Source organism: Bradyrhizobium sp. Kon56 (genome assembly GCF_055807635.1).
Map to the genome: position 1 here is coordinate 1 of NZ_JBVVOU010000007.1, position 13,518 is coordinate 13,518.

16 protein-coding genes are annotated in these 13,518 nt (G+C 64.1%); 7 read left to right on the plus strand and 9 right to left on the minus strand.

The annotated features are described in order from the left end of the window. The 3 genes from AC0L3B_RS13025 to flaF all read left to right on the plus strand — a co-directional run. On the plus strand, positions 1–132 hold a 132-nt coding region (locus AC0L3B_RS13025; protein WP_473380623.1), incomplete at its 5' end, for a flagellin. A gap of 232 nt (positions 133–364) precedes the next feature. Next, the gene (locus AC0L3B_RS13030) at positions 365–2,647 is read left to right on the plus strand and encodes a DUF1522 domain-containing protein (RefSeq protein WP_085358971.1); all 2,283 of its coding nucleotides are present in this window, start codon (positions 365–367) and stop codon (positions 2,645–2,647) included. Between the two features lie 281 nt (positions 2,648–2,928). Then, on the plus strand, positions 2,929–3,297 hold the full coding sequence (gene flaF, locus AC0L3B_RS13035; protein ID WP_007612319.1) for a flagellar biosynthesis regulator FlaF: 369 nt from the start codon (positions 2,929–2,931) through the stop codon (positions 3,295–3,297). 141 nt (positions 3,298–3,438) lie between these two features. Here the strand turns inward: flaF and AC0L3B_RS13040 are convergent, their stop codons facing one another. The 4 genes from AC0L3B_RS13040 to AC0L3B_RS13055 form a co-directional block, all read right to left on the minus strand. Then, positions 3,439–3,798: a hypothetical protein gene (locus tag AC0L3B_RS13040; protein WP_085358969.1), complete on the minus strand. Its 360-nt coding sequence runs from the start codon at positions 3,796–3,798 to the stop codon at positions 3,439–3,441. 159 nt (positions 3,799–3,957) lie between these two features. Then, a complete protein-coding gene (locus AC0L3B_RS13045; RefSeq protein ID WP_085358967.1) occupies positions 3,958–4,455 on the minus strand; it encodes a hypothetical protein in 498 nt (165 codons plus the stop codon). Between the two features lie 11 nt (positions 4,456–4,466). Then, the gene (flgJ, locus tag AC0L3B_RS13050; protein WP_085384327.1) at positions 4,467–4,832 is read right to left on the minus strand and encodes a flagellar assembly peptidoglycan hydrolase FlgJ; all 366 of its coding nucleotides are present in this window, start codon (positions 4,830–4,832) and stop codon (positions 4,467–4,469) included. Then, positions 4,832–5,956, minus strand: a complete 1,125-nt coding sequence (locus AC0L3B_RS13055) for a flagellar basal body P-ring protein FlgI (RefSeq protein WP_026233176.1) — start codon at positions 5,954–5,956, stop codon at positions 4,832–4,834. The genes flgJ and AC0L3B_RS13055 overlap by 1 nt, the downstream gene beginning before the upstream one ends. A 270-nt stretch (positions 5,957–6,226) precedes the next feature. On the opposite strand from AC0L3B_RS13055, the gene AC0L3B_RS13060 reads away from it, so the two are divergent. Next, positions 6,227–6,640: a flagellar assembly protein FliX gene (locus AC0L3B_RS13060; protein WP_085349418.1), complete on the plus strand. Its 414-nt coding sequence runs from the start codon at positions 6,227–6,229 to the stop codon at positions 6,638–6,640. A 4-nt stretch (positions 6,641–6,644) separates the two neighbouring features. Here the strand turns inward: AC0L3B_RS13060 and AC0L3B_RS13065 are convergent, their stop codons facing one another. Then, entirely contained in the window at positions 6,645–7,016 is a 372-nt protein-coding gene (locus AC0L3B_RS13065; RefSeq protein WP_026233175.1) for a winged helix-turn-helix transcriptional regulator, read from the minus strand. Between the two features lie 149 nt (positions 7,017–7,165). Here AC0L3B_RS13065 and AC0L3B_RS13070 point away from each other — a divergent pair, with 149 nt between their 5' ends. The 3 genes from AC0L3B_RS13070 (at position 7,166) to AC0L3B_RS13080 (ending at position 9,659) form a co-directional block, all read left to right on the plus strand. Beyond that, positions 7,166–7,777 carry an NAD(P)-dependent oxidoreductase gene (locus tag AC0L3B_RS13070; RefSeq protein WP_473380496.1) on the plus strand — a complete coding sequence of 204 codons (612 nt, stop codon included), beginning with the start codon at positions 7,166–7,168 and terminating at the stop codon, positions 7,775–7,777. 215 nt (positions 7,778–7,992) lie between these two features. Further along, positions 7,993–8,358, plus strand: a complete 366-nt coding sequence (dksA, locus tag AC0L3B_RS13075) for an RNA polymerase-binding protein DksA (protein ID WP_008554760.1) — start codon at positions 7,993–7,995, stop codon at positions 8,356–8,358. A 521-nt stretch (positions 8,359–8,879) separates the two neighbouring features. Next, positions 8,880–9,659, plus strand: coding sequence for a 2-keto-4-pentenoate hydratase (locus AC0L3B_RS13080; RefSeq protein ID WP_018456425.1), 780 nt, complete (start codon positions 8,880–8,882; stop codon positions 9,657–9,659). Positions 9,660–9,951: 292 nt separating this feature from the next. On the opposite strand, the gene flgH is transcribed toward AC0L3B_RS13080, so the two are convergent. The 4 genes from flgH to flgF are packed head-to-tail and all read right to left on the minus strand — an operon-like array spanning position 9,952 to position 13,439. Next, a complete protein-coding gene (gene flgH / locus AC0L3B_RS13085; protein WP_018456424.1) occupies positions 9,952–10,719 on the minus strand; it encodes a flagellar basal body L-ring protein FlgH in 768 nt (255 codons plus the stop codon). A gap of 3 nt (positions 10,720–10,722) precedes the next feature. Then, positions 10,723–11,862, minus strand: coding sequence for a flagellar basal body P-ring formation chaperone FlgA (flgA, locus tag AC0L3B_RS13090; RefSeq protein ID WP_473332408.1), 1,140 nt, complete (start codon positions 11,860–11,862; stop codon positions 10,723–10,725). A 10-nt stretch (positions 11,863–11,872) separates the two neighbouring features. Then, on the minus strand, positions 11,873–12,661 hold the full coding sequence (gene flgG, locus AC0L3B_RS13095) for a flagellar basal-body rod protein FlgG (protein WP_007602131.1): 789 nt from the start codon (positions 12,659–12,661) through the stop codon (positions 11,873–11,875). A 16-nt stretch (positions 12,662–12,677) separates the two neighbouring features. Beyond that, positions 12,678–13,439 carry a flagellar basal-body rod protein FlgF gene (gene flgF / locus AC0L3B_RS13100; RefSeq protein WP_473380497.1) on the minus strand — a complete coding sequence of 254 codons (762 nt, stop codon included), beginning with the start codon at positions 13,437–13,439 and terminating at the stop codon, positions 12,678–12,680. Positions 13,440–13,518: the final 79 nt, after the last annotated feature.

A 13,518-nucleotide genomic window follows, 5' to 3' on the forward strand; every position in this document is an offset into this window, starting at 1 on the left:
AACCTGACCCTGGCCGACACCAACACTGAAGCGGCCAACAGCCAGGCGCTGTCGACCCGCCAGTCCATCGCGGTCTCGGCGCTGTCGCTGGCCAACACCTCGCAGCAAAGCGTGCTCCAGCTGCTCCGCTAATAAGTATCTGTAATTACAACAATAACTACGAGCGGCGGGGCTTCGGCCCCGCCGCTTTCTTTTTGGCGCAGGAACCGCGTGAGACCGGGGGAGGGGGCGCTAACCCCGCATTAACCGTATCCCTTAAACCGGCGTTAACCATACTTTAAAGGACAGGCTCTAATACTGGACAAAAGCCCGCTTCCAGACCCGCGTGGCCGATTCGTATCCGGTTCAAGAGGAAGACCTGCCAATGTCCAACATCGTTCTCTCGGCGTCCGTTCGCCAGAACCTGTTGTCGCTGCAGTCGACGGCCGACTTGCTGGCCACGACGCAGGAGCGGCTGTCGACCGGCAAGAAGGTCAACACCGCGCTCGACAATCCCACCAACTTCTTCACGGCGCAGGGACTGGATAACCGGGCGAGCGACATCAGCAACCTGCTCGATGGCATCAACAACGGTGTCCAGGTGCTCCAGGCCGCCAACACCGGCATCACCTCGCTGCAGAAGCTGATCGACTCTGCGAAGTCAATCGCCAACCAGGCGCTGCAGACCACGGTCGGCTACTCAACCAAATCGAACGTCTCCACCACGATTCCCGGTGCGACGCCCGCCGATCTCCGCGGCACGACCTCCTATGCCAGCGCGACCGCCAACAGCAACGTGCTTTATACCGGCGCACCTGGCGGCGTGACGCCGGTAACGTCAGGCGCCTCGCTCGGTGCGTCGCTCGGATCGACCGCCGGCACACTGACCGGCGCGGTTGCCAAGGCAGCCGACAACGCCACGAACCTCGCCGGCACCAACACGCTGATCGGGGCGACCGCCGCGACCACGTTCGGATCGTCGCCGGCAGACGGCGACTCGATCACCGTGAACGGTAAGACGGTCACGTTCCGCACCGGTGCTGCACCTTCGGCGCAGCCGACCGGCTGGGGCCTCGACCCGAGCGGCCATATCGCCACGGACGGCACTGGCAATTCGATCATCTACATGGGAACGACTGGCGCTCCCACAGCTACGGTCAATGACCTCCTCAGCGCGGTGGACCTTGCCAGCGGGGTCAAGACAGCGACGATCAGCGCAGGCGCCGCCACGATCGCGACGAGCGGCGCGACAGTCGGTACGGCCCAGACGCCGTCGTCCATTACCGCGGGCGCGGTTACGCTGAAGAGCTCGACCGGTTCCGATTTGAGCGTGACTGGCAAGGCCGACTTCCTGAAGGCGCTCGGACTGACCTCGGCGACCGGCGCAGGCAATGCCAGCGTGAGCGCCAACCGCCAGACGACTGCGGGTTCGCTCGGCAGTCTCGTCAAGGATGGCTCGACGCTGAACATCGACGGCCACACCATTACCTTCAAGAACGCCGAGACGCCGCAATCGGCCACGAGCGTGACCTCCGGCGGCGTTAGCGGCAACATCGTCACCGACGGCAACGGCAACTCGACCATCTATCTCCAGAGCGCGACGCTGACTGACCTGCTCAATTCGATCGACCTTGCTACCGGCGTGAAGACCGCCAGCATCTTCCTGGGTGCCGCGACGCTCTCGACCACCGCAGGCCAGATCCCGTCCTCGGTGAATACCAGCGGCCAGCTGGCGCTCTCGACCGGCATCAACGCCGACCTCTCGATCACCGGCACCGGCAATGCGCTCGCCGCATTCGGCCTCAGCGGCAACACCGGAACGGCGACCGCCTTCAGCGCGGCGCGCACCTCCGGCGTTGGCGGCGTCAGCGGCAAGACGCTCACCTTCAGCTCGTTCAACGGCGGCACGCCGGTGAACGTCACCTTCGGTGACGGCACCAACGGCACGGTCAAGACGCTCGACCAGCTCAACGTGCAGCTTCAGGCCAACCATCTGACGGCGACGATCGACGCCAATGGCGTGCTGACCGTCACCACCGTCAACGAATACGCCTCTTCGACACTCGGTTCGACGGCCGCGGGCGGCGCGGTCGGCGGTACGCTCACCGGTGTGCTCGCCTTCACCACCGCACAGCCCCCGATCCAGGATCCCGTCGCACAGACGGCGCGCTCCGGTCTGGTCAGCCAGTTCAACAACATCCTGGCGCAGATCGACACGACCTCGCAGGACTCCTCCTTCAACGGCGTCAACCTGCTCAACGGCGACACGCTGAAGCTGGTCTTCAACGAGACCGGCAGCTCGACGCTCGGAATCAATGGCGTGGTGTTCAACGCAGCGGGGCTCGGCCTCAGCAATCTCGTCCCCGGCACGGACTTCATCGACAACGGCGCAACCAACAAGGTGCTGACGAGCCTGAACGCGGCCTCGAGCACGCTGCGCTCGGAAGGTTCCGCGCTCGGCTCCAACCTCTCGATCGTGCAGGTGCGCCAGGACTTCTCGAAGAACCTGATCAACGTGCTGCAGACCGGCTCATCCAACCTGACGCTCGCCGACACCAACGAGGAAGCGGCGAACAGCCAGGCGCTGTCGACCCGCCAGTCGATCGCGGTGTCCGCGCTGTCGCTGGCCAACCAGTCGCAACAGAGCGTGCTGCAGCTGCTCCGCTAATCTCGGAGCGCAAGATACTGAATCGGAATATCGCGGCGGGGCTCATGCTCCGCCGTTTTTATTGAGATCGGTAAGGCAGGATCGCGATTGATGCGCATCATGGAAGCGTGTTTACAGCATGCATCCGCGCATCTAGCTTCACGACGAAGGACTCCGGGCCCGTATTTATCCGGAGCCCCTCCAAGCACTCACGTAAGCAAATCTTAAGCGGTGCTGCCTAGGGTCGGGAAAGAAATCCTTAAGCGCGTTCAACGGGCTGGGTAACCTCCAGGGTGTGATTGATGTCGAATTCCGCTGCCTCGGCCTACGCGCGTGTTGCAACGACCACCGCATCTCCTCGCGACATCGAAGCGCAGACCCTGCTCAAGGCCGCGAACAAGCTTCAGGATGCGATCAACAGCGCCGAGCCGTTCAGCGAGCAGACCACGCAGGCTCTGATGTTCAATCGCAAGCTCTGGACGATTTTCCTGAGCGAGGCCATGCGCGAGAACAATCCGCAGCCGATCGACGTCCGGCAGAAGATCGCCAACATCAGCGTGTTCGTGCTGAGCCAGACCGCCGCACTGCAGATGAGCCCGCAGTTCGATCATTTCCGTCCGCTGATCGAGATCAACCGCAATATCGCCGCTGGTCTGTCCGGCCGTCCGTGATCGAGCACGGCTCGTTTCTTCGGCAACACCAAATTCATGCTGACGTATACCGGCAAGACGCAGATCAGGAACGTCGTCACCGGTCCCGCGACCGGTTCGAGCGATCTCGATGTTGCCGTTGCGACGCTCGACGCCTGATTGTCAGGCGCTGCGGTCCGTGCTGGCCGGACGCGAGGGCTCGGATTTCAAATCCTGCGCATGGAAATAGGCCCGCCGGCGCAGCATTGCTTCGTCGGGGAACTGGTTGACCACCGCGTCGGTCCTGTCGTTGACGACCTGGAAGACGAACGACGCCGCCGCCTGGTCGAACACGACCTGGCGTGAGACGTTCTCGTTGCTTCGCAAATCATTGCGTGCAGGCGCGCTCGCCTCGCCAGCGGCCACTGTCTGGCTCACGGGCAGATCGGTTTGTACGGCCTCGTTCGCCGCCGCATTCGACGTCGCTACGATCTGCACGGCAACCGGTATCCCCACCGGCCTGATGCTGAAATCTGTACTCATGGCAGCCTCCTGGTTGCCTCACGTGAGTCAAATCCCAACCCCTCTCAATACGCAACCATGGAACACCGGGATTGAACATCCGGTAAGGAAACGTGCCTAACCGCGCGACGATGTTGCCGCGCGGTTTTTCATAAAATTGTCGCTTGTTGTTGCGCGCGCTCAGAGCGAGCGGCTGACCGCGAGCGGCGTGATGTGGCGCGGGCCCGGCGTGGCGCGTCGTCCCGCGGCCGTATAGGTGTTCGGCACGTTGCGCTTCTGGATCTCGGCGTTGACGCCGCGCACGACGCTCTCCGACACGGCGTGAGCGGTTGCGAGCACGGTGAGGTTGACCTGGAGCATCGCGCGGAATGCATCGTGGTGCCGATGCAGCGTCGAGAGCAGCTCGGGCGCGGATTTGGCGAGCTGGGCTTGGTTCGCCTTCAACCGGGTGACGGCGCCGACATAGTTTCGCGACAGCTCCTGCTTCTTGCTCTCGAGGGTCATCGCCTCGCGGACTTGGCCGGCGCGCACGAGCTCGGTCTCGCGCTCGATCAGACCGAGCAGGGCGCTCATCGCATCCATCAACTGCTCGGCGATCTTGCGCGACTCGGCGCTGCCGGGTGCGGTGTTCGGGCGCTGCGCTTGCACGGGCTGACGCGAGGCGTTGAAATGGTTCATCTCGTTTGACCTTATGCCGTGCGGATCGTTTTTGCCTGCTGCATGATCAGGGTGCGATAGACGTCGCTTGCGATGCCGACGCCGCCGGCGTTGGCGAAGTTCTTGGAATATTGCTCGGTCAGCATCGAGCGCCACACGCCGGTACCAGGCGTGTCGCCGAACGGGCCTTCGCCCTTCAGGCCCGAGGTCATCTGCGAGAACATGCTGTTGAGGAACATCGCCTCGAAGTCGGTGGCGATCTTCTGCGCCTTGGCCTGCTGCTTCGGCGAGACCTTTTGCAGTGCCGCGGCGAGATCGAAGTCCGGCCGGCCATTGCGGCTCTCCACCGAGAAGGCGGAGCTGGCGAGCCGTGCGGTGTTGACCATGCCGGTCTGCATCACATCACCTCGATGTCGGCTTCGATCGCACCGGCGGCCTTGATCGCCTGCAGGATGCTGATGAGATCGCGCGGGCCGATGCCGAGACCGTTAAGGCCGTCGACGAGCTGCTGAAGCGAGACGCCGTCCTTGACGACGGCGAACTTCTTGCCGTCCTCGGTGACGCTGACGCTGCTGCGTGGTGCGACCACGGTCCGCCCCCGCGACAGCGGGTTGGGCTGGCTGACCTGCGGGCTCTCGGAGATCGTGACGGTGAGGTTGCCCTGTGCGACCGCAACGGTGGCGACGCGGACGTCGCGACCCATCACGATGATGCCGCTGCGTTCGTCGATGATGATCTTGGCGGCGAGATCCGGATCGACCTGGAGCTGCTCGATCTCGGTGAGAAAGGCGACGACGTTACCCTTGAACTCCGGCGGGATCGCAAGCTGCACGGTCGATGGGTCGATCGGCTCGGCGGTCTTGACGCCGAGATAGTCGTTGATCGCGGCGGCGATCCGCTTGGCCGTGGTGAAGTCGGCATTGCGTAGCGCAAGCCGGACGTTCGGCAGGCGATTGAGCGCAAATTCGATCTCGCGCTCGATGATGGCACCGTTGACAATGCGTCCGACGGTCGGCACGCCACGCACGATTTTCGCCGCCTCGCCTTCGGCCTGGAAGCCTGAGATCGCGAGCGAGCCCTGTGCGACCGAATAGACGTTGCCGTCGGCGCCGAGGAGCGGGGTGACGAGCAGGGTGCCGCCCTGGAGATTCTTGGCGTCGCCGAGCGCGGAGACGGTGACGTCCATGCGCGTGCCCTGGGTGGCGAAGGCCGGCAGATTGCCTGTCACCATCACGGCGGCGACGTTGCCGGTGCGGATGGTGGCGCCGCGGATGTTGACGCCCATGCGCTCGAGCATCGCTTGCAGCGACTGCTTGGTGAAGGGGATGTTGTTCAGGGTGTCGCCGGTGCCGTTGAGACCGACGACGAGCCCGTAGCCGATGAGCTGGTTCTGCCGCACGCCTTCGATGTTGGCGAGATCCTTGATGCGCGATGTCGCGCTTGCAGAATTGACCGAGAGCGCCAGCGCTGACAGCGCGGCGCAGGCCACCCCCACAAGTCTCACCCAACGAACGCTTGGCATCCTCTGCTCCCCGAGGCTCCTCAAATCAAAGGACCATCACGACACTCCCATGACGAGCTGGTCCGACGCTGTCCTTGCGAGCGCTGTGCCAACTCGGGGCAGCGGGGGTAGGTCGCTGAATAGGTTGAATAAATCTGTTTCGAGCGACCTCAGCCTGCGTTGTCCCTGAGGAGCGAAACTGCCGCCTGTCGGCAGATTTTGCCGGGCTGTTTACGGGCCGTTAACCATAAAACGGCGAATGTGGCGCATCGATCACCCGGATTGCTTCGGATGCGCATCTACGGACCGAATGGCACCACGCTTGGAACGCCGGCCAGCCAGGCCAGGCGGACGAGCTCCGGCACCTTCGTGCTGCCCGACACCTCGTCGGCGCCGGAGACGCGAGGCGCCGCCGCACCGAAGGCGGCCGCCAACATCGACGGGCTGCTCGCGCTGCAAGGCATCGAGGAGGATCCGGTCGAGCGTCGCAAGCGCTCGGTCGTGCGCGGAAAGACCGCGCTCGACGTGCTCGACGATCTCAAGATGGGGCTCCTCTCCGGCAAGCTCGATGCCTCGACCGTGATGCGGCTGCGTGACGCTGCGGCGAACCTGAAATCGTCCTCCGGCGATTCCGGCCTGGATTCGGTGCTGTCCGAGATCGAGCTGCGCGTCGAGGTCGAGCTCGCCAAGGCCGGGCAGGCGTAGCGGCTTACGCCGCTTCATCCTTCAACTGCGCGTCATAGCGGCGCTGGGCGGCGAGCACGTCTTTCAGATTCTGTTCGGCCCAATCGCGCAGCGGATCGACGGCGGCGGCGAGCGTCACGCCGAGCTGCGTGATCGAATATTCCACGGTCACCGGCACGGTTGCGATGGCGTGACGCTTGATCAATCCGTCGCGCTCGAGCGACTTGAGAACCTGGCTCAGCATCTTCTGCGAAATGCCTTCGATCGTGCGGCGCAATTGATTGAAGCGCATCGGATCCTCGCGCAGCAGCAGCAGGATCAGCACCGCCCATTTGTCACCGACGCGGTCGAGGATCTGTCGCGTGGGGCAGTTCGCTGCATAGACGTCTGGCTTCATCGTCGGGTCCTCACGATCCATTCCGCTGATTTGCCGGCCGCCGCCGGTTACTCCCGTGTAATCAGGTAAGCACAAAGTGCTCTCTTAACACCAGCGCTCTTTGCGATATTTAGTCACCGTTGGTTACTACAGAAGCAAAGGAGCCTTGCATGAAAATCGCAGTTGCCGGCGCCTCGGGCCGGGCCGGGTCGGAGATCACCAAGGAACTGTCCCGCCGCGGCCACGCGGTTACGGCCATCGCCCGCAACCCGGAGAAGATCGCGGTCCTGCCGAACGCCACGCCGACCAAGGGGGATGTGCTCGACCAGCCAGCCCTTGCCAAGCTGTGGGCCGGGCACGACGTCGCCGTGAGTTCCGTGCACTTCCTGGCCAGCGACGCGCTCAAGCTGATCGGCGCGGCCAAGGACTCCAAGGTCGGCCGTTACCTCGTCGTCGGCGGGGCCGGCAGTCTGGAGGTCGCTCCGGGCGTCAAGCTGGTGACAACTCCCGGTTTTCCGGCTCAGTACAAGGCTGAGGCGGAGGCGGGTTCAGCCTTTCTCGACCTGCTGCGGCAGGAAAAGGAGCTGAACTGGACCTTCATCTCGCCGTCGGCCCTGTTTATCGAGGGAGAGCGCACCGGCAAATTCCGGCTTGGGACGGATCAGCTTCTCGCAGATGCGAACGGAAAGAGCTGGATCACCTTCGCGGATTACGCCATCGCGCTCGCCGACGAGATCGAGCGGCCGGCCCATGAGAGCCAGCGTTTCACGGTCGGCTACTAGGCCGTCGGCCGCTCCCGGGCCCTCCAGGATAAACCTTCCTGTGCAAGGGCTTGGGGGCGCCGGTCAGGCGATCAGGGAAACATTGTCTGTCACAGGAGGCCGCTATATAACGCCCCGCTCAGCGGACCCCGTTCCGTGTACGAGTCGTTGCTTAGACAGATAGGCCGCCCTTGGAAAAGTTGAAAAACTACCGACCGACCGAAAAAGAGCCTTTCATGAACGACAGGCAGAAGGAGTACTTCCGCCTGAAGCTCCTCGCCTGGAAGGATGAGATCCTCAAAGAGTCCAAGCTCACCCTGCAAGCCCTGCAGGAGGAGAATGTGAACCACCCCGATCTCGCCGATCGGGCATCGTCCGAAACCGACCGCGCCATCGAACTCCGTGCCCGCGACCGCCAGCGCAAGTTGATCGCCAAGATCGACGCCGCGCTCCAGCGTATCGAGGACAACACCTACGGCTATTGCGAGGACACCGGCGAGCCGATCTCGTTAAAGCGGCTCGAGGCCCGTCCCATCGCGACGCTTTCGGTGGAGGCGCAGGAGCGCCACGAGAAACGCGAGAAGGTCTATCGCGACGAATAGAGTCCGAGCCGCAGCGATGCGGCTCTTTGTTTTTTGAACGCAAGGTGCGCCTTTTCGCGCCGTGATCAGCATTTTGCCTGTCGCTTGCAACCGCGCGTTTCGGCGCGCGGGCGCAATCGCGAAAAGTGAATCGCGATCAATGGGCTAGACTCAACTCCTCCGAACTCACGTGAGTTCGGATGAGAAACAGCCTTCACTTCAGGTGCGAGAGGTTTTGCGAGTCGCATCAAGGACATCGACTCGAATGCTGAGGCGCTGATCCAGCAGCTTCATACATTGCTGCAATCAGGCCTGTTGCGACGCTACAAGGCGTGCATCCCCATAAAGCCCGGACCAGCTCAATATTTCCTTAAACGCCGGCGCCGCCCGTGAGGCTTGCCATGATGTGGAACGATCAGCGTCCGCATCTCATCCAGCCTGGGCTGGCATGACGTGCTGCCGCGCGGCGCCCTGCGCTTGTCACGCCCCGGCGGGGATGCTGAAGTGCCGCCCTCGATTGTGGTGTGTAGGAGCCGGCGCCGATGGACAGAATTCTCGCAGCCGCAAAGGCGATCGCGCTGGCGCGCCGCAACCATGCGCCGCTAGCGGCGCTCGAAGTTCCTCCGGCCGATGAAGCCGAGGGCTATCAGGTCCAGCGGGCGCTGCACGATCTGCTGCTGCCGCATGCCGGCCCGCTGGTCGGTTACAAGATCGGCTGCACCAGCCAGGTGATGCAGGATTACATCGGGATTCCACACCCATGCGGCGGCGGCGTGTTCCAGAAAGGCGTGCACGACAGCGGCGTGCAGCTCGCGGCTGCCGACTATGTCCGCGTCGGCGTCGAATGCGAGATCGCGGTGCGGCTGAAGCGCAATCTCGCCGCCGGCGAGGCGCCGTTCACGGCCGAATGGGTCGGCGAAGCCGTCGAGGCCTATCATCCCGCGATCGAGATCGTCGACGACCGCTATGTGAAGTGGGAAACGATGGGCGCGCCGACGTTGATCGCCGACGATTTCTTCGCCGCCGGCTGCGTGTTGGGCGAGATCGTGCCGCGCTCGTCGGTGCCGGACCTGAAGGCCGTCAAAGGCCGCGCTATCGTCAACGGCGAAGAGGTCAGCCACGGCACCGGCGCCGACGTGCTCGGCCATCCCCACAACGCACTCGCCTGGCTCGCCAACCATCTCGCCGCCGAGGGCAAGGGTCTTCACGCGGGACAGCTCGTCCTGACGGGGAGTCTGGTCAAGACGCTGTGGCTGAAGGCCGGCGACAAGGTGCGGATGGAGCTGGACGGGCTGGGCGTGGTGGAGGCGGAGTTTACGTAGGCTCTGCGGGCACCGCGTCGTCATTCCCCGCGAAGGCGGGGAATCCAGTACGCCGCGGCTTCTCGGTTCATCGCTGACGTCTCGAAATACTGGATCGCCCGCCTTCGCGGGTGATGACAGTCGAAGGGGCGGAGAGGGGATAGCGGCGTCGCTACAATCGCGCGTCGCCGAGCGCTGTATGCAGCCATCGCCAAAATACATGCGGCCCTCGCCAGGGGAGCTAGCGAGGGCCGCGTCGTACATCGTCGTCCGCGCCTAGGTTCGCGAACACGATGTGGGAGCTCGGGAGAAGCTAGAAGGGCAGCAGCACGTCCATGACTTGCTGGCCGTAGCGCGGTTGCTGCACGTCCATGATCTGGCCGCGGCCGCCGTAGGCGATGCGGGCCTGCGCGATCTTGGTGGAATCGATGGTGTTGTCGCTCTGGATGTCTTCGGGACGGACGATGCCGGCGACGATGAGCTCGCGGATTTCGTAGTTGACGCGGATTTCCTGCTTGCCCTCGACCACGAGGTTGCCGTTCGGCAGGACCTGGGTGACGACCGCCGCGACGTTGGTCTGCAACGCTTCCTTGCGGTCCACGCTTCCTTTGCCCTCGCTGGACGCGGTCGAGTCGGCGGTGAGGATGCGGCCGGGCAACACCTTCTGCGCTTGGGCCCCCAATGTCTTGGCGCCGATGAAGTCGGTGATCCCGGAATCTTCCTTGTTGGTGCGGCTGCGCTGGGTGTCGTTTTCGATATTGGCCTTGTCGGTGATGTTCACGGCCACCGTCAGGATGTCGCCGACCTGATGGGCACGCTGGTCCTTGAAGAAGGCCCGGCTGCCGCTGCGCCACAGCGAGTTCGGATTGTAGGAGGCGACCTCGGGCTTCGGCATCGGCATCTGCACCGGCTTGTAACCGGGCTGCGTCGTCGGATTGTCGATCGCCGACAATTTCGGCTGCTCGCCGATCTGCGACAGACGGTCGATCGAGGAGCAGCCGCTCGCCAGCGCGCACGTCGCCAGCAGCAGGGCAGAGATCGCGATGCGACGGGGACGAAAAGCCGAACTGAACGTGGACATGACTTACTCTGACTTGGCTGGAGCTTGCGAGACGCGAACTTGCGGGATCTGGGCTTGTGCGATCTGGGCCGGGGATGCCGGGGCTTGGACCAGGTTCCGGACGAGGGCTGCGGTATCGACGGGGGCGGGCGCCTCGTCGCGCTTGAGCGAGGAGGTCTGTTCGACCGCGGCCGGCATCGGCGCGGCCTGGCTGGCGCCCTGGACCGTCACCTGGCCGCGGCCGCTGACGACGCCGCTCAGCGTGCGCTTGGTCTGCAGGTTGAGCACGCTGATGGTATCGCCCTCGGCGCCGCTCTCGATCGCCTTGCCGCGCGTGGTGAGATAGATTCCGGGAACCTGGTAGATGACGGTGACGTTCTGGTCGCGCTGCACGAAGTCGGGCTTGACGATGTCGGCGACGCGGATCGGCGTCCCCGCCCGCATCGGCCGGCGGAGCTGCATGCCGAGCGTGCGATCGCGCGAGGCGGCCTCACCGGTGACCTCGGCCTTCGGCCGCCGCTCCATGGCGACATCGGACGCCTTCAGGAGATCGACGCGGTCGATGTCGCGCGTCAGCACGGCCACTTCCACCGTTTCGATCGCGGTGCCGGTGAAACGCAGCTTGGTCGGTGCCGGATTGTTGTCGTTGTTGATCTCGAAGGCGATGTCGAAACGGCCGCTGCGGGCGTCGTAGCGGGTTGCCACCGGCTGCAGCACGCCGGTGTTGGAGGCATCCAGCCGCATGTCGGCAATGCCGCGGTCGAACGTGACGGTGATGTTGGCGGCATCGCCAAGTCCAAAGCGGCGCTCGAGCGCCGAGGCGACCGCGGTCTCGAGGTCCTTGTTCACGAGCGTGCGGGCGAGACGGGTGACCTGGACCTCCTTGATGTCGCCGGTCATCACGCCGATCACCTGCTTTGCGCGCAACACCGCCAGCACGTGGGCGACCGGCAGCGCACCGGTGGTGCCGAGATCGGGCGAGCGGTAGACCGGGATCAGCGCGGCCGAGCCGGCATTGTCGATGAGATCGCCGACCCGCACCACGTCCGAGGTCACGGTGATGCTCGCGCGCAGCGTCGGCGTCGCGATGAAGTCGTCGGCGGCCCGTGCGGGCAGCGCCAGCACGAGGAGAGCGGAGATCGTGGCGAGGGTGGTGCGGATCATCGTCATCACCTCAGCGGAACAACGCCGTGGTCGACTGCATCATCTGATCGGCGGCGCTGATCACCTTGGCGTTCATCTCGTAGGCGCGCTGGGCGGCGATCAGGTCGCTCATCTCCGAGACGACGTCGACATTGGCCTGCTCGAGGCTGCTCTGGGTGATGTTGCCGAAACCCTCGGAGCTCGCGGTACCGTCCTGCGGCGGGCCGGAGGAGGGCGTCTCGGTGAACTGATTGTTGCCGACCGGCTGGAGGCCCGCCTTGTTGATGAATCGGGTCAGGCCGATCTGGCCCTGGACGGCCGAGGTCGACGAACCCGGCAGCGTCACCGAGACCTGGCCCTGCACGTTGATGGTGAGGCCCGAGGCGTTGTTCGGGATCGTAATCGTCGGTTGCACCGGGTTGCCCTGCGCCGTGACGATGCGCCCCTGATTGTCCATCTGGAAGGTGCCGTCGCGGGTGTACTGGTAGCTGCCGTCGGGCATCAGGATCTTGAAGAAACCTTCGCCCGTGATGGCCATGTCGAGGTCGTTGCCGGTCTGCGACAGCGTGCCCTGGGTCATGCTGCGCGGCGTGCCGACGGTCTTGACGCCGCCGCCGATGTCGACGCCGACCGGCAGGATGGTGCCCTGGTCGGACGACTGGGCGCCGACCCGGCGGACGTGTTCGTAAATCAGATCCTGGAACGCCGCGGTCTGCTTCTTGAAGCCGGTGGTGCGCAGGTTGGCGATGTTGTTGGAGATCACCTGAACGTTGAGTTCCTGTGCCGCCATTCCGGTTGCTGCGGTGTGAAGCGCCTGCATGTCAGTTCTCCCTCAATCAGGCCGGAACGTCGGCGAGCTTCTCGATCGCCGACTTGTGCATGTCACTCTGCTGCTGGAGCAGGTTGGCGATGGCGGTGTAGCTGCGCATGACTTCGACCATGCGGCTCATCTCACCGACCGAGTTCACGTTCGACTTCTCGACATAGCCCTGCTGCACGGTCGACTTGGTGTCGGCCTGCGGGACCGCGGAGCCGATGTCATAAAGGTTGGCGCCCAGCTTGGTCAGCTTGGCCGGATCGTCGAACGACGCCATGCGGATCTTGCCGCGGATCGAATCGTTTTTGGCCGTGCCCTCGAGCACCGTGACGGTGCCGTCCGGCGCGACGTTGATGTCGTGGTCGGTCGGCTGGAAGGTGATCGGGCCGCTGGTGCCCAGCAGGAGGTTGCCGTCGGAGGTGACGAGCTGGCCGGTGCTGTTGAGCGAGAATTTTCCGTCGCGGGTGTAGCGCTCGGCGCCATTGGCCTGAACCGCGAAATAGGCGTTGCCGCTGATCGCCATGTCGAGCGGATTCTTGGTCGGCTCCATCGGCCCCTGGCCGACGTCGCGGAAGGTGCCGCGGTCCTGCACATAGGAGACCCGGCGGTCGGAGCCGACGAAATTGTCCTCACGCGCGTTCGAGTTGAGGTACTCCTCGAACAGCGAATGATCGGCCTTGAAGCCGTTGGTGTTGGCGTTGGCGACGTTGTTGGCGATGACATCCATCTGCCGTTCCAACGTCATCTGTCGTGACAAGCCGATCAGAAGCGCGTTCTGCATCGGAAATCTCCCCTGAGTGAGATCTGCCAGCTCGCTCTCCCAAGCGCATTGGCCGATCCCGTGAACGAGACCTCGGGTT

Excerpts from the sequence above, each read along its gene's own strand:
- flgH (WP_018456424.1), bottom strand. The coding sequence starts at position 10,719 with ATGTCCACGTTCAGTTCGGCTTTTCGTCCCCGTCGCATCGCGATCTCT.
- AC0L3B_RS13070 (WP_473380496.1), top strand. The coding sequence starts at position 7,166 with ATGAAAATCGCAGTTGCCGGCGCCTCGGGCCGGGCCGGGTCGGAGATC.
- flgG (WP_007602131.1), bottom strand. The coding sequence starts at position 12,661 with ATGCAGGCGCTTCACACCGCAGCAACCGGAATGGCGGCACAGGAACTC.
- flgF (WP_473380497.1), bottom strand. The coding sequence starts at position 13,439 with ATGCAGAACGCGCTTCTGATCGGCTTGTCACGACAGATGACGTTGGAA.
- AC0L3B_RS13055 (WP_026233176.1), bottom strand. The coding sequence starts at position 5,956 with ATGCCAAGCGTTCGTTGGGTGAGACTTGTGGGGGTGGCCTGCGCCGCG.
- AC0L3B_RS13065 (WP_026233175.1), bottom strand. The coding sequence starts at position 7,016 with ATGAAGCCAGACGTCTATGCAGCGAACTGCCCCACGCGACAGATCCTC.
- flgA (WP_473332408.1), bottom strand. The coding sequence starts at position 11,862 with ATGATCCGCACCACCCTCGCCACGATCTCCGCTCTCCTCGTGCTGGCG.
- AC0L3B_RS13060 (WP_085349418.1), top strand. The coding sequence starts at position 6,227 with ATGCGCATCTACGGACCGAATGGCACCACGCTTGGAACGCCGGCCAGC.
- AC0L3B_RS13040 (WP_085358969.1), bottom strand. The coding sequence starts at position 3,798 with ATGAGTACAGATTTCAGCATCAGGCCGGTGGGGATACCGGTTGCCGTG.
- flaF (WP_007612319.1), top strand. The coding sequence starts at position 2,929 with ATGTCGAATTCCGCTGCCTCGGCCTACGCGCGTGTTGCAACGACCACC.
- AC0L3B_RS13045 (WP_085358967.1), bottom strand. The coding sequence starts at position 4,455 with ATGAACCATTTCAACGCCTCGCGTCAGCCCGTGCAAGCGCAGCGCCCG.
- AC0L3B_RS13080 (WP_018456425.1), top strand. The coding sequence starts at position 8,880 with ATGGACAGAATTCTCGCAGCCGCAAAGGCGATCGCGCTGGCGCGCCGC.
- flgJ (WP_085384327.1), bottom strand. The coding sequence starts at position 4,832 with ATGCAGACCGGCATGGTCAACACCGCACGGCTCGCCAGCTCCGCCTTC.
- dksA (WP_008554760.1), top strand. The coding sequence starts at position 7,993 with ATGAACGACAGGCAGAAGGAGTACTTCCGCCTGAAGCTCCTCGCCTGG.
- AC0L3B_RS13030 (WP_085358971.1), top strand. The coding sequence starts at position 365 with ATGTCCAACATCGTTCTCTCGGCGTCCGTTCGCCAGAACCTGTTGTCG.